Source organism: Paenibacillus aurantius (assembly GCF_032268605.1).
GTDB classification, from domain to species: domain Bacteria; phylum Bacillota; class Bacilli; order Paenibacillales; family NBRC-103111; genus Paenibacillus_AO; species Paenibacillus_AO aurantius.
Genome location: NZ_CP130318.1, coordinates 4523498 through 4541095 on the forward strand (window position 1 = coordinate 4523498; position 17598 = coordinate 4541095).

The window sequence follows — 17598 nt, forward strand, 5'->3', positions numbered from 1 at the left end:
CTCCATTATATAAACAAATGGCAAAACAAAACAACCGGTTTCCCGCATAAAAAGGGGGCGTCCCTTCCATTCTATAAAAGCTCGTCCAAACCATTGACTCAGGAGGGAAGATCCATGCGTGAAGGATTGATACCTGCTATTCTCGGAACGGCGGTTACCGCCACAGGAGCCGCTCTGTTGAACCGTAACTCCGCGGCGGCGTGGGCGGTTATGGGCTTCGGAGCCGCTCACCTCGTTCTGGGAGCGATCGATTTGGTGGAGCACCGCCACCAGCCGTGGGTGTAAAGGAAAGTCCTGCGCAAGCGAAAGCCAACCGGCCTTGCCAAGCTTAGGTCTCTCCGCCCAGCCCCGCTTGGGGGCGGAAATAGGGAAAAACAGAGGACGGGTCTCCCCGCCTCTGTTTTTTTGTATCCCTTATTTGAATCTCGAATAGTGGCCGGTTTGCGCCTGGATTCTCTCGAAGCGTTCCACGTCGATGTTATGCGGATTCGGATTCGTCCCTCCCGTTTGGACGGACTCCGATAAGCTTTTATCCCCTATCGGCATTCGGCCGGACATGGCCATCAGAAAGCCTGCCAACACGACTGCGAGCGTCAAGCCGGTTACTTTCATGGGGCATCCGCACCTCCCTTGTTATCCTTTTGGCCAAGTATAAAGGAGAATTGTTCGGCAAGTGTTTATCCGATGTAAAAGATAAATGAAGAAGGCTCTTGCCCTCGTCTCCTAAAACCAACTGGAACACTAGGCATTGAGTCTTAAAATATAGTATGATGGGTATTATTTAATCCAACCATCAGGAGGGTCCCCATGTCCCACTATCATCCTTTAACCGAACAGGAAGCCATCGACTACGCCCGCCGTCTCCCGGACGTGTTTCCGTCTAACGCTGAACTGTCCTCCCGTGAAATCGGGGACGGCAATTTAAATCTCGTTTTTCATATAACCGATTCGGTAAGCGGACGCAGCCTCATCCTGAAGCAGGCTCTCCCTTATGCCAAAGTCGTGGGGGAATCGTGGCCCTTGTCTCTCGACCGTTCGAGAATTGAAAGCGAGGCTCTGGTGGTCCAGGAGGCGCTGTGCCCCGGCCTTGTTCCTCATGTCTATACCTACGATACGGAATTAGCGTTGACGGTAATGGAAGATTTGAGCGACCATGTGATCATGCGAAGGGGGCTGGTGGAAGGAAACCGGTATCCGCTGTTCGCGGAACATATCGGACATTTTCTGGCCCATACCCTCTTTTACACCTCCGACTGGGGGATGAACCAGCAGGAGAAGAAAGAGCGGCTCGGCCGATTCATTAATCCGGACCTGTGCAAAATCACGGAAGACCTTATCTTCGACGATCCGTACCGGGATGCCGAAACGAACAATATTCACGAGCCCATCCGTCCCGATGTCGAGAAGCTTTGGGCGGATCAGGAGCTTCTGCTTGAGGTGGCGTTCTTAAGGGAGAAATTCCTTACCCATGCCCAGGCGCTGCTGCACGGCGACCTGCACACGGGAAGCATCTTCGTGACTCCGGAATCGACCAAGGTCATCGATCCCGAATTCGCCTACTACGGACCGATGGGCTTCGATATCGGGGCGGTGCTCGCGAACCTGCTCCTTAACTACTGCGGACAAGCCGGCTGGAAGTCGGATCAAGCCGACCTGGAAAGCTTCCGCAACTATTTGCTCGAAACCGTGGAAGCCGTTTGGACCCGCTTCGAGCAGGAATTCCGCGCCTTGTGGGAAGAGAAGACGGTGGACCGGATGGCCCGCACGCCCGGCTTCCTAGACAGCTTCCTTGCCCGTCTCCTGCAGGATACGTTCGGCTTTACGGGAGCGAAAATGGTCCGCCGGATTCACGGTCTCGCCCAGGTGGCGGATATCAACCGCATCGAGGATGCCGGCGTCCGCGCGGTGGCGGAACGGACCGCCCTGCACATCGGGACGGCATTGATCAAGCACAACCGCCAAGCGGCGGACATCAAGGAAATGACGGACTTGGCCCGCCGGGCCGTCCAGCTTCATTCCTAAGGAGGCTTTCATCATGGAAAACCAACAAGAAACGGCGGCTGCGGAGCATCTGCAATCCGTCCGCTGGAACAGCGACCATCTGGAGATGCTGGATCAGAGGCTGCTTCCCGAGGAGATCGTCTTCCTCGAACTGAATACGGCCGAAGAGGTATGGGAGGGCATCCGCCACCTCAAGGTCAGAGGGGCTCCGGCCATCGGCATTTCGGCCGCCTTCGGCGTTTACCTCGGCATCCGCGGCTTCGAGCCGGCCGGAAGCGGACGGGAAGCGCTGGAGGAGCTGTCCGCCGAGGTCGGCCGCATCGCCGACTACCTGGCAACGTCCCGGCCGACCGCCGTCAACCTTTTCTGGGCGCTGGACCGGATGCGGGCAACGGCCCAGGCGCTGGCGGCCGAAGGCGTGATGACGGCCGACGAGCTGAAGGGCGCTCTGCTGGAGGAAGCCCGCCAGATTCAGGCCGAGGACGAAGAAACGTGCCGGCTGATCGGCGAGAACGCGCTGACGCTGCTGCATGACGGCATCGGCGTCCTTACGCACTGCAATGCGGGCGGCCTCGCCACCGCGAAGTACGGGACGGCGCTTGCCCCGTTCTACCTGGCGAAGGAGAAGGGCTGGGACATCAAGGTGTTCGCCGATGAGACCCGCCCCGTCCTTCAAGGAGCGCGGCTGACCGCATTCGAGCTGCAGCAGGCCGGCGTGGACGTCACCCTGATCTGCGACAACATGGCCGGAATGGTCATGGCGAAGGGCTGGGTTCAGGCCATCATCGTCGGCACCGACCGGGTGGCCGCGAACGGCGACGTGGCGAACAAAATCGGCACGTACAGCGTAGCCGTGCTGGCCAAGGCGCACGGCATTCCTTTCTATGTAGCCTGCCCATTATCCACCATTGACCTCCAGACCCCGACGGGCGAGGAGATTCCGATTGAAGAACGGCATGAGGACGAGATCACCATCGGCTTCGGCAAGCGTACGGCCCCCCAGGGCGTCAAGGTGTACAACCCGGCCTTCGACGTTACCCCGAACGAGTACGTCACGGCCATTATTACCGAGAAGGGGATTGTATATCCCAACTATCAGGAGAATCTCCCCAAGCTGTTTGAGGAGTAAAACGGAACGCCAAAAAAACCTGAAAGCCGCCGCGAGGCTCGCTTTCAGGTTTTTTTTGGTTAATGCTGTTCAGCATAGGGGCTCTTGGGGCTAGCCACCCCTAGGCGTGCAGGGTTAGTTGGTGACGGTGCGCAGCCACGCATCGGCGATCAGGGCATGCCCTGCCGGCGACGGGTGAACCCCGTCAGGCGCCCAGTAAGCGGGCTCCGCCTGCATAGAGCCTTGGGCGAACAGCCCGTCCAGCGGGACGAGCCGGGCCCCGTACTCCCTCGCCAGCTTGCGGACGACTTGGATCTTGGGATCCAGGTCTTCGCGCCAGGATTCGCGGTCCTGCGGAACGGGAAGGACGAACGGCTCTATCAGGACGAGCCCGGCCGTCAGGTTCTCCTTCGTGCGGTTCAGGATGTCCCGGTAGCCGGCCTCAAATGCCTCCGCCGACGTCGGATCCTGGCGGTCATATTTTCTCCACGTATCGTTGATGCCTATGTAGATCGAAACGAGGTCCGGCTTCAGCTCCAGGCAGTCCCGGTCCCACCGCTCCTGCAGGTCCTTGACGCGGTTTCCGCCGATGCCGCGGTTGTAGAATTTCACTCCCTGCCCCGGTTGTTGGGCCCCGTAGAGAGCGGCCACCAGGAAAGCATAGCCTTTGCCGAGGTCGTCCCCGTTCTCCCGGTTGCGTCCCGCATCGGTAATGCTGTCCCCAATCAGGAGCACCCTTGCTCCTTCTTTAATAAGCGATCCCATGTTCTCCTCCTCCTGCCTTCGGTTAAAGGCATTTAGCGTGTTAACCGCTTCCATTATACCCCATTCCCCTGGGTACGTCAGTAGCCGGATTGCTCTGGAACGCATCCGCAGGTTTCACCCAACAAAACAAGCGGATAGGCACTAGGTAGTGTCTGATCCGCTAGCTTGCTGATGAAAATGGTAAGACGTCCAGCCATTCCTTCAAACTCTTGCTCCTTAGTGAATGGAGAGCCGGCCCGCGGCTTCGGCCGCCCGCTTCCTTGCTTCCTCCACGGTATCCGCGGAGCTCAGCGCCACCGCCATACGGCGGCCGTGGCGCGTTTCGGGTTTGCCGAACAGGCGGAGCTGCGTATGGGGAACGGCCAGCGCTTCTTCCATCCCCGAAATTTGGTAGTCCGCCTTCTCCTCCCACGCCTTCAGCGTGTGAGTAGCTCCCGGCGTCAGAAGGCGGATGCCGGGAATCGGGAAGCCTAGAATGGCACGGACGTGCAGGGCGAATTCCGACAAGTCCTGCGTAACGAGGGTAACGAGCCCCGTATCATGCGGCCGCGGGGAAACCTCGCTGAAATATACCTTCTCCTTGCCGAGAAACAGCTCTACGCCGTAGATCCCATACCCGCCCAAGGCATCGGTCACCGTCTTGGCGATATGGCGGGCTTCGGCGATCTGCTCCTCCCTCATGCCGTGAGGCTGCCACGATTCTATGTAATCTCCGTCCTTCTGGACGTGGCCGATCGGTTGGCAGAAGGTGGTTCCGGAGACCGAGCGGACGGTCAGGAGCGTAATTTCGGATTCAAACGAGATGAACTCCTCGACGATCACCCGGGTGTTCTTCGCCCGTCCCCCCTCCATGGCATACTCCCAGCACGTGCCGGCATCCTCCGGAGTCCGGCAGACGCTCTGGCCTTTGCCGGAGGAGCTCATGATCGGCTTGATGACGCATGGCGTGCCGATGCGGGCAACCGCCTCCCGGAGCTCGTCCAGGCTGTCGGCGAACGCATAGGCCGCGGTCGGAAGGCCGAGCGTTTCGGAGGCGAGACGGCGGATTCCCTCGCGGTCCATCGTCAACCGGGAGGCATTGGCCGTCGGGATAACCCGGTAGCCTTCCTTCTCCAGCTCCACGAGCTCGTCGGTGGCGATCGCCTCGATCTCCGGGACGATGTAATCGGGCCGCTCGGCCTCGATCACCCGGCGAAGCTCGGCACGGTCCAGCATGTTAATGCAGTAGGACCGGTGGGCCACCTGCATGGCCGGGGCATTCTCATATCGGTCGACCGCCACGGTCTCCACCCCGAGCCTTTGAGCTTCGATAATCACTTCCTTGCCCAGCTCTCCCGAGCCGAGCAGCATCATCTTCTTAGCATTGGCGGAATAAGGCGCTCCGTACACGTTGGATCAACTCCCATATGGTATATAAGATTCATTGTGAAGGTACCCGTCCGAAAATGCAACCATCCGCCCCCCCACTGTTCCCCCGGGAAGAGGACCTAACGAGGCACTATCTCCCGACAGCCGAAACGTTCTCTCTCCCCGTCAAAAAACCGCTCCTCCTCCGCGAGACGCGGGAAAGAACGGTTTTCTATCGGTTCCCTTAAGCCGAACCGGTCAGGCCTCAACCAAAGAACGTTTGATAAAGCAGGTAAGCATTCAGCAGGATGATGACGGCGGTGACCGTCCAGGCTAGAATCTTAACCCACAAGGGGTTAACGAACTCGCCCATCTTGCGGCGGTCCGAGGTAAACTGCACCAGGGGCACAACGGCAAAGGACAGCTGCAGCGAAAGAATGACCTGGCTCAGGATCAGCAGATCGACCGTTCCCTTCTCGCCCGCGACCGCCGTCACGATGACGGCCGGAATGACGGCTATGAGACGGGTGATCAGCCGGCGGAGCCACGGGGTTAGCCGGATGTTCAGGAAGCCCTCCATCACGATCTGGCCGGCGAGCGTCCCCGTTAAGGTGGAGTTCTGTCCGGAGGCGAGCAGCGCCACGGCGAACAGGATGCTGCCCACCGTCGTGCCTAAGAGCGGAGTGAGCATGTGATAAGCATCCTGGATCTCCGCCACCTCCGTTAAGCCGGCTTTGTGGAAGGTCGCGGCCGAAAGAATCAGAATGGAAGCATTGATGAATAGGGCAAAGAACAAGGCAATGGTCGAATCCGCCGTCGCATACCGGATAGCCGATTTCTTCCCTTCCTTCGACAGGTCGAAACGCCGGGTCTGGACGATGGAGGAATGCAGATACAGATTATGCGGCATAACCGTTGCCCCGAGAATCCCGATGGCAATGTACAGCATGGCGGGATTCGTTACGATCTCGGAGCTTGGGACGAATCCAGTCAGAATGCCGGTGGTGTCCGGTTTGGAAAGGAACAGCTCGACCGCAAAGCAGCCTCCGATCGTAAGCATGAGGACGATGACAAGCGACTCGATAAAACGGAAGCCCTTGTTCTGCAGCAGCAGAATCACAATGACGTCCAGCGCGGTAATAATGACCCCCCACAGCAGGGGCAATCCGAACAAGAGCTGCAGGGCGATCGCCGAGCCGATAACCTCCGCCAGGTCGCACGCGGCAATGGCCAGCTCGCACAGAACCCACAGGACAATCGCCACCGGCTTGCGGTAATGGTCGCGGCACGCCTGGGCCAAGTCCCGTCCCGTTACAATGCCGAGCTTGCCGGAGAGAGCCTGAAGCAGGATGGCCATCAGGTTCGAAACGAGGATGACGGACAGCAGCGTGTAGCCGAACTTCGAGCCGCCCGCTATATCCGTGGCCCAGTTTCCGGGATCCATGTAGCCTACCGCCACGAGGTAACCGGGACCGAAGAAAGCGAGAAATTTTTTGAGCCACGATCCCTTAAGGGGAACGGCCAGCGACCGGTGCACCTCAGGCAGACTTCCTTGGGTCCTTTGTCTTTTCCAGCCTGGCCCTGTTTCCGACGAAATGGCTTTGGTGTTCATGCCGTTCAGGCCTCCTATCTCACGTAAAGTTTGTCTTATCTAACTCATTTGCCTTATCCTATAAAAGTTGTTCGAGGGAAACTTTTAATCCAAAAAAAAGAAGCTCTTGAAAGGAATTATATGCGAGCCCCGTAAAAAGGATTCTATTTCAGATTGTACTGGCGAAAGTTTTTTTGTCAAGGGAAACTTTTACGGTGATGGTCAGCGTTGTTCCGCCTGCCCGTCTGCTGTTTCGGAAGAATGCGGCTGGTCAGAAGGCAGATTCATCTCCCGTATCCGCATAAGCTTGCGGTCGAAGTTCTCCCTTAGCTTGATCAGCTTGTCGATCCGGTCGTCAATCCGGTGAACCTGGCTTTGAAGCAGCGTGGTTACGTCCGCGATGACGCTTCTCCGCTCCTCCTCGGTCGCCTTTTCCCGGTAGGAAGCCTTCAGTCTTTCCAGGTCCTCCTCGGCCTCCAGTACGCTCAAAATTTCCGGAAGGGAGCTTCCGAGCAGCTCTTTCATTTTGATGGCATGCTCGATTCGGTTTACCGTCTCCTCATCATAAAACCGCTGGTCACCGGAGAGAAGGGGCACATCCCGGATCAAGTGCATTTCCTCATATTCATGAAGCTGGCTCTCGGTTATCCCGAGACGCTGGCAAACTTCCTCGACGGTGTAAGTGGCAGTCACGGTTCTCGCTCCTTTCTTTTACTCGCTATTATATCACATCTGACGTTAACGTTAAGGATGTAAATTCTGTTCCTTCCGGTTGCCGCTCCGGGTCATTTATGGGTAAGATAACGATAGCGAAAATAACAGAGGGGGGAATCAGTATGCCCATTTATGTAGTAGTATCCCTCGAAGGCGAAGAAACGCGAAATGTATTCGTCGGCACGGATAAAGACCAGGTGCTCGCCATGAAGCCGGAGGATTATGAGAACTCCTCGGCCCTGTTCGTGGAGATTTGGGAGGACGGCCAGCAGGTCGACGAATTCCGGCTGCCCCTGGCGGATGAGGAGCAAGAAGACTAGATGCCAAAAGAAGCGGTCTTTCCCAAAAGGAAGGCCGCTTCTTGCTGTGGTTTATTCGTGAGTCCTGCTCCGCTTTCCTGCCGATGATCGCAGCATACGGAGAAGGCTTACCCGCCATCAAAGTTGCCGGATAAGGCACTAGCATAGGACGGCTGAGGTGCGGCCGCTTAGCGACGACCGCCGATCCCGGCCGGTTCTATGCCTCCAGCAAACGCTCCAGCACCATCACGGCGGCCCCGGCCGCCAGCGCGTCGTCCCCGAGCTTGCCTCTGGAGAACATCACCTGATACTCGGGGTAGTAATACGTTTTGCGGACGGCCGTTTGGGTCGCCACCCGGAAGAACAGATCGTTGCCGGCGATAAGCGGCCCCCCCAGAATGACCTTCTCCGGGTGCAGAATATTGAGCAGATTGGACAGGCCGATCCCGAATTGAACGGCGGCCTGGGTGAACAGCTCGACGGTCAGCGGGTCCCGCTCCGCCAGCCCTTGCAGCAGGTCCGGGTACTTGACCTCCTCCGGGTCGGACACCCGGGACCGGACGGTGCTCTCCCTGCCCTGCTTAAGAGCCGAACGCATGTTGCGCTCCATCGCATACAGGGAGGCATAGGATTCCAGGGCGCCGTAGTTGCCCTGCTTCTCCCGGTGCGGAAGGCCGTCCGTCTGGATAATCATTTGGCCGACGGCCCCTTCCATGTCCACCGCCCCGTACACCAGATGGCCGTTCGACATCATCGCGGAGCGGATGCCCACCCCCGCATGAAGGTACAGCATATGGCGGTAGGACTGGAAGGAATCGGCCCAGAATTCCCCCAGCAGGGCCGTATTGGCTCCGTTGTCGAGCCACACCGGAATCCCGAGGCGCCGGGAGAGTGCCGTGCCTATGTCCACATTCCTCCAGCCCGGGGCGGGGAAGTAGAGCGGCTCGAGAATAATGCCCCGCTGGCGGTCGACCGGACCGACTGAGCCGATCCCGAGCCCGAGGACGGAGGACCAGGCCAGCCCGAGCTTCTCCAGCATGTCTTCGGCTTCCCGGCCGACCGTCTCGGTCAGCACCTCCGGCGTCATGCTTTCCGTCATGTTCCAGCTGCGGGACTCGAGCTTGTCCATCTGCAGATCGCACAGCACGAGACGGCAGTGGATGCGCGAAATCTCCAGCCCGAAGGCATACGCATAAAGCGGATTGATGCGGTAGAGAATCGGCTTCCGCCCGCCGGTCGAATCCCCAAGGCCCACTTCACGGATGAGCTCCTGGGAAAGAAGCTCCTCGAGCAGGCGGGTCACCGTGCTGCCGGTAATCCGGCTCACGTCCACGAGATCCTGCTTGGAGACGGTTCCTTTTTTACGGATACAGTCATAGATTTCCTTGGCCTTACCACTCAATGACCAAGCCTTTCCCTTCATCAAGGTGCACCATTCCCTGCTTTAATCGGATAACGCCATTATACGGTAAAGAACGCGGCGCCCGCCAGACCCGAGACGAGGAGCACGACAAGCGGATGCACCTTGTATTTGCCGAGGGCGACAAGAGCGCCCCCCATGATGACAACCGACCAGAGGATCGACACGACCTTCCCTCCCAACAAACCGTTAAGCACGGCAAAATGAACCGCCGCATAGAGAATAAGCCCGGTTACGACCGGCCGGAGCCCATAGAAGACCGATTTGGTCGTCCGGTGCTTATAAACCTTGCGGAAGAAGGCGGCCGCCAGGATGATCAGCAGAAAGGAAGGAAGAATAATGCCCGCCGCCGAAACGGCGGCTCCCGCCACCCCCGCCGTTTGGTAGCCTACGAAAATGGCGCTGTTCGTCGCGATCGGCCCGGGAGCCATGCCCGCCGCGGATACCGCCTGGCTGAACTGCTGCGAGGTCATCCATTGATGAGCCTGCACCTCATGCTCGATGACCGGGATCATGGCATAGCCTCCGCCGAAGGAGATTACCCCCACCTTGGTGAATGTCCAGAACAGGTCCCACAGCATAGCACTCCCCCCTTATATCTCTAGATGCCGTCGCCTATAAAATAATCCGAATATTTATAATGATTGCCGTATTCATCGACGTATCCCGATGACTGTTCCTCAAAGTCAATCGGTTTTCCCTTCGCCGCCTTCAGCCTGGCGGCTCCCCAGCCGGCCAGGGCGCCGCCTGCAATAAAGAACATAGGATGCAGATTGGAAAAGAGGAGCAGCGCGATCGCCAAGACAAAAAGCCCGACGGTCGTTTTATCCCGCAGCGCCTGCTTGCCCATCCGGTAGCCGGCCAGGGCAATCATCGCCACAATGGCGCATTGGATGCCCTGAAAGGCGGCAGCAACCTTAGGAATCCCGCTCAGCGTTACATACATATAGCTCAGGGCAATCACGATCGCAAAGGTCGGCACCGTAATTCCCGTTACCGCGGAAGCGGCTCCCGGAATCCCCCCCAGCCGGTAACCGACGAACACCGCCGCGTTAACTCCGATCCCGCCGGGGGCGGAACCTGATACGGACAACACATCCGCCATCTCCTTGGACGTGATCCATTTCCGGTTCTGGACTACCTCGCGCTCGATAACCGGGATCATGGCGTAGCCTCCGCCAAAGGTAACGGGGGAGATTTTGCAAAAGGACCAGAAGATAGACCCCAGCTGCCTTACATATTCCTTTTTTGGACTCACACCGGTTCAACTCCATAGAAGATACTGTCCCTTAAGTATACCTGACTTAATTCCAAATTGGAATAAACATTTTACCCAACTAACGGTAAAACGATAAAATAGACGGGTGTAAAGGGAGTTCAGCGAGCGATATCTTCAACTTCTTATCTTTATGACATAAACCCAGTTAAACCATAGGAATTAAGGGCTTGTCCGTCACCCTTTCTTTCCTGCCGTCTATTCTTTAAACGACAAAAGCCCCCGTTCTTTCCATCGGGAAGAACCGAGAGGCTGGGTTAAGCGGATTCTATGTAAGCGCATTCGCAACCGGGCTAACGAAGAAGAAGATAAAGCGATCCAAGAAGGATCCACGCGCACAGGCTGAACAACAGCCCGTTGACAAACCCCATCGTAAATTGACGGCTTCCCCACATACGGCTTCCCTCCCGTTCTTTGGATGTTTAGTTCTTCTTACCCCAATGGAGGGCGGGAAGAAACAGGCCGTAGGGAAGAACACCGATGGAGGGAAATGGTTGAGTGAGACTTTCTCCTATTTCCGAAGGAGGATTTCCATATCCCTTCCTCCGAAGGTTAAACCGCCATCCCCATACGCCGAATAACCTTGCCGGCAAGTCGGCAAGGTTCAGGAGGTCGTCGGCGCCTGCGGCTCCGGCAGGGGGAGAAGCTGGCGGAACTGCTTGACCCGGTACTCGCTGTCAATCACGCGGGTCGAGCCGACTTGAACCACGCCCGACGTGGAAATACTCGTAATGTTAACGACCCCCACTTTAATCGGTGCGGACTGGTTGCAGGGAAGCCGGGGAACCGCATCGGTTTCCTCAGCCCCAAGACGGAGCACGGGAAGACCGAAGATCGGGTAATCCCGGTAGTCTCCTTCCCGGCCAAGGAAATCCGGTATCTCCCTCAGCACGGCAATTGCCAGCGTCTGCGGAATCACCGCCCGGTTGTCCCCTACGAACACCGTAGACGAGAAGAGAACGGTCCGGACTTTAAGGAAACCTAGGAAAACCGGCCGGCTCATTTATAGCTCTCTCGAGGGGGGAAGAGGAACGAGCGGGCCGATCTGGACCGATTCGGGGGGAGTATCCGCAAAGGACGAGAGGTTAACCTCCGCCGTATCCCCGAGCAGAAAGACCGAGGAGCTCGCTACCGCAATGATCCGGATATACCCCACCGCCACCTCGTCATTGTAAACCGTCAGATTCATTCCGTTCTCCTCCCTGTTCGAGCAAACGTTCAAAATGGCTTTGCAGCGCCGCCTCGATATCCTGCTTCACCTGATCGGCTATCCGTTCGGCAGGAGAGGCGCCTTCCCCGTCTTCCGCTTTCCCGATTCCGCGGGCGTAATGCTCTACCCGGGGCTTAAGCTGCTTGCGCAGGTCCTCCACCATCCATTCCCGGTACCTCTCGCCGAGCGGAAGCCGGTGGCACTCCTCCAAAGCGCGGATGACCCCGGGAAGCTCCCGGCGCAAGTAGCCCTCCACCACATTTCCCGCCTCCCGGACGAGCTCCTCCGAAGGGGCACCGGCTTCCGCCGGCTGCCCCTCCGCCTGTACCGGCTTCCTTTGGTTTACCGCAAATTCCTCTATCGAATCAGCCCCGTCCTTACCGGGCGTGATGCCGATATTCAGGGTACCGTCCAAGCGTTCCACCTTCAGCTGGTCAAAATGATAATCAATTTTATCGATCCGGGTCTGCGGCTTATCCTGCAGGGAAGCCACGGAGGATTCCAGCTTGACCAGCCTCGCCTCCACTTCCAGCAGCTTTCGGCTCTGCCACTCCAGATGACCCTTGATTTGACAAAGCATACCGTAAAAGTCCATAGCCCGCCTCCCCGCCGTCTTAGTCTGCGGCCTGCCGGCTGATGCCGGTAAGCCGGGACCGGGCCTGGCCAGCGGCACGGATAACGGCTTCTACATCTTATGCCTGGGCTCCATCCGTTCATGTCACCATTTGCGGGGAGAAGGAAGGGGGACCACGATGGGCGGAAGCTTGGGGGGCTGGCCCGGCACCGGAGCCGGGCCCGTGAACCCCCCGGTGTTATAAAGATTGGAAAGCGCCCGTACCGTTCCCGCCGTTCCGATCTGCAGCACGGAGGAGTTGGTGATGGTGTCTACCTTCAAGGTGTGGATGACGATGCTTTGGTGAACGGTGAGGTTCATACCACTCCTCCTCCGACGGACCCGTCAACGCCATCGGGGTCATAGGTGTTGGTGTTGTTGACTCCGTTGTTGGTTACCGGCAAATCACCAGTATTGAATGATCCTGAACCGGCATAGGTTTTGGAGGAGCTGACCGGGTTCAGTACGAGCGAATCCCCGATATGCACGATGGAGCTGGGACCGACCGTCAATATTTTGATGTTGCCTACAATGGAGGGCATAAACAGACATCCTTTATCCCGTAGTTGCTACAGTATATGTGGCAATCGCCCAATGGTTCTCAAGGCATCCGACCGGCCCGGCCGTGTCAGGACTGTTCCGAGCCCTGATCAAGCATCGAAGAGAGGGGTGACGCCAGCTTCCCGAAAGCCAAAAAGCCGCAGCCCCCCTTCCCTTCCGCCACCAGCACACAAAAATACCGCCCAGACTCTCTGAGCGGCGTAAGAGAAACCTTATGGCCGGAAGCTTACCTCACTGAAACACAAGGCAAACCGGCTTAGGAATACGGACCGTGTAGCCGGTCTCCTTAAGAAGCCCCGTCTCCCCGTCCAAATGGAAGGAGACGACCGTATCGGAATCCTGATTAGCGGCTAGCAGCAGGTGCCCCTCGGGGGACAAAGCGAAGTTGCGCGGCGTCTTCCCGCCGGTCGGGGTATGCCCGAGCGGCTCCGGCCTTCCCGTTTCCCCGTCTATCCGAAAGACGGCAATGCTGTCATGCCCCCGGTTGGAGCCGTACAGAAAGCGTCCCGAAGGATGAACATGGAGATCCGCCGCATAGCTCGTTCCCCTGAATCCGTCCGGGAGCGTGGAGACCGTTCCGACCTCCTCGAGCCTGCCTTCCCCGGCGTCATACCGGAAAGCCGTGATCGTGGAATCCAGTTCATTGATGACATACGCCCATCGGCCCGTCGGATGAAAAGCCATATGGCGCGGACCGGCGCCCGGGGCCAGCGCGGCGCTTCCATGCGGCGTGAGCTTCCCGGATGACCCGTCCAGCTTGTAGATTTCCACCTTGTCCGTTCCGAGGTCCGGGACGAACGCATACTCCCCGGAGGGGCTCGTCAGGATGGAATGCGGATGAGGCTCCCCCTGGCGGTCCTTGTTCACGGAAGAACCCTCATGCCGGACGAGGTCCGCGCTCTCGCCTGCCGCCCCGTTCTCATCCAGCGGGTGAACGGAGACGCTCCCCCCGGAATAATTGGAAACGAGGAGCCATCGCCGAGGGGGATCCAAGCTGACATAGCAGGTCGCCTCACCGTGGGCGGGAACGCTTTGAAGCCCTATGAGGCCGCCGTCATCAGGAGAGAAGGAATAGGAGCTCACCGATCCGCCCGGGATCTCTCCGAAGAAAGAAGCCTCGCTGACGGCGTACAGGACAGCCTTCTCGCTGTCCACTGTCAGGAACGAAGGGTTCTCGATCCCGGAAACGGAGCCTTTCGTCCGGATTTCACCGGAATCCCCGTCCAACGTGCATACATAAATGCCTTCCGATTCTTTCTGCGCATAGGTTCCGACAAACAGCAAGCTTTCCTTGTTTGGATTCGTCTTCAAGAACAACCGCCTCCTTGTTCCTTCGATTATGACGGTACCTTCCGGGGCCTGTCAATTTGGCGGCGCCCGACGACCGCTTCCGCGGCGGAGCAGCGGTTGCGTCCCGCATGCTTGGAGCGGTACAGAGCCCGGTCGGCGGCATCAATCAATTCATTGGGGTATGGATTGCCGACAGTGGCGGCCACCCCCGCGCTAATCGTCACCCAGGGCGCTGCCTGGGAGTGCTCGTGGCGGATCGCCAGTTGCTCGATTCCGCAGCGAATCCGTTCGGCCCATTCCAACGCCCTTCCGGCATCCGGGCCGGTCAGGATGACGGCGAATTCCTCTCCGCCGTAGCGGGCCACAACCGCCTCCCGGTCCCGCAGAAGGGATTCTGCAGTTGATGCGACGAGCTTCAGGCAATCGTCGCCGGCCAGGTGCCCATAGTTGTCGTTGTAAGCCTTGAAGCAGTCAATATCGAAGATAATAAGGGCGGGTGCCGGGCCGCTGCCCCCCGCCACCCGGCACTCGTGCTCCAGTCTTTCGTTAAAGAACCGCCGGTTCGCAATGTTGGTCAGACCGTCCATGGAGGAGAGCACCTGCAGCTTGCGGTTCGCCTCCTGAAGGGCATCCTCCGCTTCCTTTCGGACGGTAATGTCATTCATGGTGCCGGAGGTCCCGGTCACGAGGCCGTTCTCATCCTTTAGAACCTTGGCCCTGATCTCCATCCAGCGGGTTTCCTTCTCCCGTGTTTCGTACCGGGTGATGAGATGCAGAGACTCCTTCCATTCCGAAGTGACCGCCGAATAACGCTCTTCCTTGCCCGCCAGATCGTCGGGATGCAGGTACCGGGTGAACGGAGTACCGAGGCTCTCTTTCACCGGGTAGCCGGTCAGGTGCTCCCACGCCGGGTTAAGAAAGGTCCAGCGCCCTTTCCAGTCGGTCTGGAAGATAATCTCCTGGACATTGTTGACAACCGATTCATACCTCTCGGTAAGCTGGCGGAATTTCCCTTCGTTCTCCGCCACACGCCGGCGGGCTTCATTGCTGTACCGGATAAAGTGGGTGACATAGAAGGCGACGGCCCCGCCAAGGAGCGAAATGGGAATATGGTAGGAAAGCACCAGGCAGAGAAGCTCCCGCTCCTCAAGGTGCAGATAGAACAACACAATAATCGCAGCCAGACTGAACACGTTCATGAGAAAGGCTTTGAGCGCAAACCCAAGCCTGAGGCGAAACAGGAGGCCGCAGATCAGCCCGATCAGAAGGATACCTGCCGCGGCATAAATTGAAGTGGGGGTCACGCCGAACATGACCAGGCGGGCGGCCGCCATGATTCCCGCCGCTGCCAGAGCGGCCCCCATGCCTCCGTAGACGGCGGGAATGACAATGGCCAGATGGCGCAGATCGGCAATAACGCCGAACTTCAAATGAAGGGAGAACTGCATGAGGATAATCCCCACGATTCCGTATCCGACGGCCCAGCCCGCCCGAAGGGGCCACGATAAATGCGGGGACAAGGGCCGGCTTTTGAAGACTTCGCCCAAAATAACGAAGCAGGAGATGAGGAGACTGATATTGATAATAAAATCGCGAAGCAAATGGATCCCCTTCCCGGATTACGCTTAAGAAATCGCCAAAATTAGACAAACTTTTACAAATATTATAACCCAAGCCCGGGTGATTAGGAACCCGGTTTTTGGATTTTGCCGTTCTACTTTACCCTATTCCATGACTTATGGCCTACTAACGTTAGCTTTTCTCCCATCCCCGTAAGAAAACCCGCCGTTTTCCTGGAGCCAGGAGCACGAAGCGGGTTTAAAAGGGGTTACTTATTGGGGGACTCCCCGTGCCTTGGCCGCAATGGAAAGTCGCCCGCCTCTTAGGATCCTGCTGCGGATGGACCGGTTTATCCGCCAATATGGTTACTGTATCCGGAGTGCCCTAGGGCAGCGGCAGGCGGAAGGAATCCGCCGTCCGGTCGATCCATTCCTGCAGCTTAAGGCCAAGCCTCCGCCGTTCCTCCCGGTAAAGCGGGTTATGGGCCAGGTTGACCTGCTCGAACGGGTCTTCGTTGAGGTTGAACAAGAGCCACGGCACTTCCTCAAAGCAAACGTACTTCCATCCGTCACGGGTAACGATTCCGCGCCAAGCCCGGTCTACGCTGTTATGGTGCCCCGTCGGAACGACGCACTGCAAATAGGCGGAATCGGGTTCCTCCTTCTTCGGACGCGTCGCGAGCCGGTAATGGGAATAATCCGTCCCGTCCATCCAAGCGGGCGGTTCGATTCCGCACAGCCCCAAGGTCGTCGGGGCAATATCGACGTGATTCAAAGGCACGGGAAAGAAGCCGTTGCGGTATTCATCGTAATAAGGCTGGGCCCCGCTCATGATAAAAGGCACCCGGATCGCTTCTTCGTAGGCGGTCGTTTTGCGGATCTGCCCGTGGGACCCGTGCATATCCCCGTGATCGCTGAAGAAGACCAGGTGGGTATCGCGGGCAAGTCCCGCGCTCTCCAGCGCCTCCCGCAGGCGGCCCAGGTTCCAGTCCAGATTCTCGATCATGGCGTAGTAGCCCGCCAGCTCTCTTCGGGCTCTCGCGGTCACTCTCTCCACGGCCGGGACGTTCGGCCGGAGCCGGATCTCCGCGGGACGGCGGCGCCCCATGAACGGCTCAGGGCCCGCATAAGGGTCATGGGGCGGCTGCACCGACAGCACGGCGAAGAACGGCTGGCTTCGCCCTTCCCGGCGTGCGCCCCCTATTTCCCGTACATAATCGATCAGCAGGTCCGTCAGGGCGTCGGTTTCGAAGCCGGGCAGCCGGTAATGAAAGGCCTCCTCCCCTTCGCCTCCATGAACCCAGCAGTCCCAGGGACTGTTATTGTTCTCGTACCCGACCCAGCGGGAGAAGCCTCCCCGGCGTTCCGGCGGCACGATGTGCATGGCGGCTCTGCCCTTGTCCTCCTGGAAGCCGTCGAGATGCCATTTGCCGAAATAAGCGGTATCATATCCATGATCGTTGAAGACATGGGCGACGGTCGGCATATCCGGCGGCAGCTGCTTCTGGTGCCCGGGGACGGCCTCGTGAGGGTATTTGCTTGTCAGCAGCGAGCCCCTGTAAGGGCAGCATAGCGGGAAGCCCGCTACGGCGGAGGTGAAATGAACACCGGTTGCGGCTAGAATGTCCATATGGGGGGTGGAGACGTTGGGATCTCCGTTGCAGCTCATGGCCTGGGCCCGGTGCTGATCGCCGAAGATCCAGATGACGTTCTTAGCGCCGTCCGGGATTGGGGGAACCGAATCCGGCATGCTCTTCTACTCCTTTCGGCCGCGCCTCTCATTCTTGCGTTCTCATGAGGGCTTGACCCTTTTATAATGGAAACAGGCCATTTCTGCGGCCCTG

At 58.3% G+C, this 17598-nt stretch carries 20 protein-coding genes; 4 read left to right on the forward strand and 16 right to left on the reverse strand.

Annotation, left to right across the window (positions count from 1 at the left end):
• Positions 1–114: 114 nt before the first annotated feature.
• On the forward strand, positions 115–285 hold the full coding sequence (locus MJA45_RS20575; RefSeq protein WP_315603771.1) for an asparagine synthase: 171 nt from the start codon (positions 115–117) through the stop codon (positions 283–285).
• Positions 286–414: 129 nt separating this feature from the next.
• On the opposite strand, the gene MJA45_RS20580 is transcribed toward MJA45_RS20575, so the two are convergent.
• Positions 415–612, reverse strand: a complete 198-nt coding sequence (locus MJA45_RS20580) for a hypothetical protein (RefSeq protein ID WP_315603772.1) — start codon at positions 610–612, stop codon at positions 415–417.
• Positions 613–807: 195 nt separating this feature from the next.
• Here MJA45_RS20580 and mtnK point away from each other — a divergent pair, with 195 nt between their 5' ends.
• Positions 808–2022, forward strand: a complete 1215-nt coding sequence (gene mtnK / locus MJA45_RS20585) for an S-methyl-5-thioribose kinase (protein WP_315603773.1) — start codon at positions 808–810, stop codon at positions 2020–2022.
• A 13-nt stretch (positions 2023–2035) separates the two neighbouring features.
• Positions 2036–3130: an S-methyl-5-thioribose-1-phosphate isomerase gene (gene mtnA / locus MJA45_RS20590; protein WP_315603774.1), complete on the forward strand. Its 1095-nt coding sequence runs from the start codon at positions 2036–2038 to the stop codon at positions 3128–3130.
• Between the two features lie 114 nt (positions 3131–3244).
• On the opposite strand, the gene MJA45_RS20595 is transcribed toward mtnA, so the two are convergent.
• The 4 genes from MJA45_RS20595 to MJA45_RS20610 form a co-directional block, all read right to left on the reverse strand.
• Entirely contained in the window at positions 3245–3874 is a 630-nt protein-coding gene (locus MJA45_RS20595) for an SGNH/GDSL hydrolase family protein (RefSeq protein ID WP_315603775.1), read from the reverse strand.
• A 216-nt stretch (positions 3875–4090) separates the two neighbouring features.
• Positions 4091–5263, reverse strand: coding sequence for a formate-dependent phosphoribosylglycinamide formyltransferase (purT, locus tag MJA45_RS20600; protein ID WP_315603776.1), 1173 nt, complete (start codon positions 5261–5263; stop codon positions 4091–4093).
• Between the two features lie 223 nt (positions 5264–5486).
• The gene (locus tag MJA45_RS20605; protein WP_315603777.1) at positions 5487–6833 is read right to left on the reverse strand and encodes an Nramp family divalent metal transporter; all 1347 of its coding nucleotides are present in this window, start codon (positions 6831–6833) and stop codon (positions 5487–5489) included.
• 201 nt (positions 6834–7034) lie between these two features.
• Positions 7035–7505: a MerR family transcriptional regulator gene (locus MJA45_RS20610; protein ID WP_315603778.1), complete on the reverse strand. Its 471-nt coding sequence runs from the start codon at positions 7503–7505 to the stop codon at positions 7035–7037.
• A 143-nt stretch (positions 7506–7648) separates the two neighbouring features.
• On the opposite strand from MJA45_RS20610, the gene MJA45_RS20615 reads away from it, so the two are divergent.
• Entirely contained in the window at positions 7649–7846 is a 198-nt protein-coding gene (locus MJA45_RS20615; RefSeq protein ID WP_315603779.1) for a hypothetical protein, read from the forward strand.
• Between the two features lie 196 nt (positions 7847–8042).
• Here the strand turns inward: MJA45_RS20615 and MJA45_RS20620 are convergent, their stop codons facing one another.
• The 11 genes from MJA45_RS20620 to MJA45_RS20670 all read right to left on the reverse strand — a co-directional run bounded on the left by MJA45_RS20620 (position 8043) and on the right by MJA45_RS20670 (position 17504).
• Positions 8043–9227: an ROK family protein gene (locus MJA45_RS20620; RefSeq protein WP_407083062.1), complete on the reverse strand. Its 1185-nt coding sequence runs from the start codon at positions 9225–9227 to the stop codon at positions 8043–8045.
• A 59-nt stretch (positions 9228–9286) separates the two neighbouring features.
• The gene (locus MJA45_RS20625) at positions 9287–9826 is read right to left on the reverse strand and encodes a chromate transporter (RefSeq protein ID WP_315603780.1); all 540 of its coding nucleotides are present in this window, start codon (positions 9824–9826) and stop codon (positions 9287–9289) included.
• A 20-nt stretch (positions 9827–9846) separates the two neighbouring features.
• Positions 9847–10503 carry a chromate transporter gene (locus tag MJA45_RS20630; protein WP_315603781.1) on the reverse strand — a complete coding sequence of 219 codons (657 nt, stop codon included), beginning with the start codon at positions 10501–10503 and terminating at the stop codon, positions 9847–9849.
• 622 nt (positions 10504–11125) lie between these two features.
• Entirely contained in the window at positions 11126–11524 is a 399-nt protein-coding gene (locus tag MJA45_RS20635; protein WP_315603782.1) for a spore germination protein GerPE, read from the reverse strand.
• Complete coding sequence (locus tag MJA45_RS20640) at positions 11525–11710, reverse strand: spore gernimation protein GerPD (RefSeq protein WP_315603783.1); 186 nt, start codon at positions 11708–11710, stop codon at positions 11525–11527. It abuts the gene before it with no gap.
• The gene (gerPC, locus tag MJA45_RS20645; protein ID WP_315603784.1) at positions 11688–12326 is read right to left on the reverse strand and encodes a spore germination protein GerPC; all 639 of its coding nucleotides are present in this window, start codon (positions 12324–12326) and stop codon (positions 11688–11690) included. The genes MJA45_RS20640 and gerPC overlap by 23 nt, the downstream gene beginning before the upstream one ends.
• 123 nt (positions 12327–12449) lie before the next feature.
• On the reverse strand, positions 12450–12665 hold the full coding sequence (locus MJA45_RS20650) for a spore germination protein GerPB (protein WP_315603785.1): 216 nt from the start codon (positions 12663–12665) through the stop codon (positions 12450–12452).
• Positions 12662–12886 carry a spore germination protein gene (locus tag MJA45_RS20655; RefSeq protein ID WP_315603786.1) on the reverse strand — a complete coding sequence of 75 codons (225 nt, stop codon included), beginning with the start codon at positions 12884–12886 and terminating at the stop codon, positions 12662–12664. The genes MJA45_RS20650 and MJA45_RS20655 overlap by 4 nt, the downstream gene beginning before the upstream one ends.
• A gap of 250 nt (positions 12887–13136) precedes the next feature.
• Positions 13137–14216 (reverse strand): lactonase family protein, encoded by a 1080-nt coding sequence (locus MJA45_RS20660; protein ID WP_315603787.1) that lies wholly within the window; start codon positions 14214–14216, stop codon positions 13137–13139.
• A gap of 26 nt (positions 14217–14242) precedes the next feature.
• Positions 14243–15796, reverse strand: a complete 1554-nt coding sequence (locus MJA45_RS20665) for a GGDEF domain-containing protein (RefSeq protein ID WP_315603788.1) — start codon at positions 15794–15796, stop codon at positions 14243–14245.
• 343 nt (positions 15797–16139) lie between these two features.
• Positions 16140–17504 carry a sulfatase family protein gene (locus MJA45_RS20670; RefSeq protein ID WP_315603789.1) on the reverse strand — a complete coding sequence of 455 codons (1365 nt, stop codon included), beginning with the start codon at positions 17502–17504 and terminating at the stop codon, positions 16140–16142.
• Positions 17505–17598: the final 94 nt, after the last annotated feature.

Bases quoted from the DNA above. Each gene is read 5' to 3' on its own strand.
- MJA45_RS20635 (WP_315603782.1), bottom strand. From the start codon at position 11,524: ATGAGCCGGCCGGTTTTCCTAGGTTTCCTTAAAGTCCGGACCGTTCTC.
- MJA45_RS20670 (WP_315603789.1), bottom strand. From the start codon at position 17,504: ATGCCGGATTCGGTTCCCCCAATCCCGGACGGCGCTAAGAACGTCATC.
- MJA45_RS20595 (WP_315603775.1), bottom strand. From the start codon at position 3,874: ATGGGATCGCTTATTAAAGAAGGAGCAAGGGTGCTCCTGATTGGGGAC.
- gerPC (WP_315603784.1), bottom strand. From the start codon at position 12,326: ATGGACTTTTACGGTATGCTTTGTCAAATCAAGGGTCATCTGGAGTGG.
- MJA45_RS20575 (WP_315603771.1), top strand. From the start codon at position 115: ATGCGTGAAGGATTGATACCTGCTATTCTCGGAACGGCGGTTACCGCC.
- MJA45_RS20625 (WP_315603780.1), bottom strand. From the start codon at position 9,826: ATGCTGTGGGACCTGTTCTGGACATTCACCAAGGTGGGGGTAATCTCC.
- MJA45_RS20650 (WP_315603785.1), bottom strand. From the start codon at position 12,665: ATGAACCTCACCGTTCACCAAAGCATCGTCATCCACACCTTGAAGGTA.
- MJA45_RS20580 (WP_315603772.1), bottom strand. From the start codon at position 612: ATGAAAGTAACCGGCTTGACGCTCGCAGTCGTGTTGGCAGGCTTTCTG.
- MJA45_RS20615 (WP_315603779.1), top strand. From the start codon at position 7,649: ATGCCCATTTATGTAGTAGTATCCCTCGAAGGCGAAGAAACGCGAAAT.
- mtnK (WP_315603773.1), top strand. From the start codon at position 808: ATGTCCCACTATCATCCTTTAACCGAACAGGAAGCCATCGACTACGCC.
- MJA45_RS20640 (WP_315603783.1), bottom strand. From the start codon at position 11,710: ATGAATCTGACGGTTTACAATGACGAGGTGGCGGTGGGGTATATCCGG.
- MJA45_RS20605 (WP_315603777.1), bottom strand. From the start codon at position 6,833: ATGAACACCAAAGCCATTTCGTCGGAAACAGGGCCAGGCTGGAAAAGA.
- MJA45_RS20655 (WP_315603786.1), bottom strand. From the start codon at position 12,886: ATGCCCTCCATTGTAGGCAACATCAAAATATTGACGGTCGGTCCCAGC.
- mtnA (WP_315603774.1), top strand. From the start codon at position 2,036: ATGGAAAACCAACAAGAAACGGCGGCTGCGGAGCATCTGCAATCCGTC.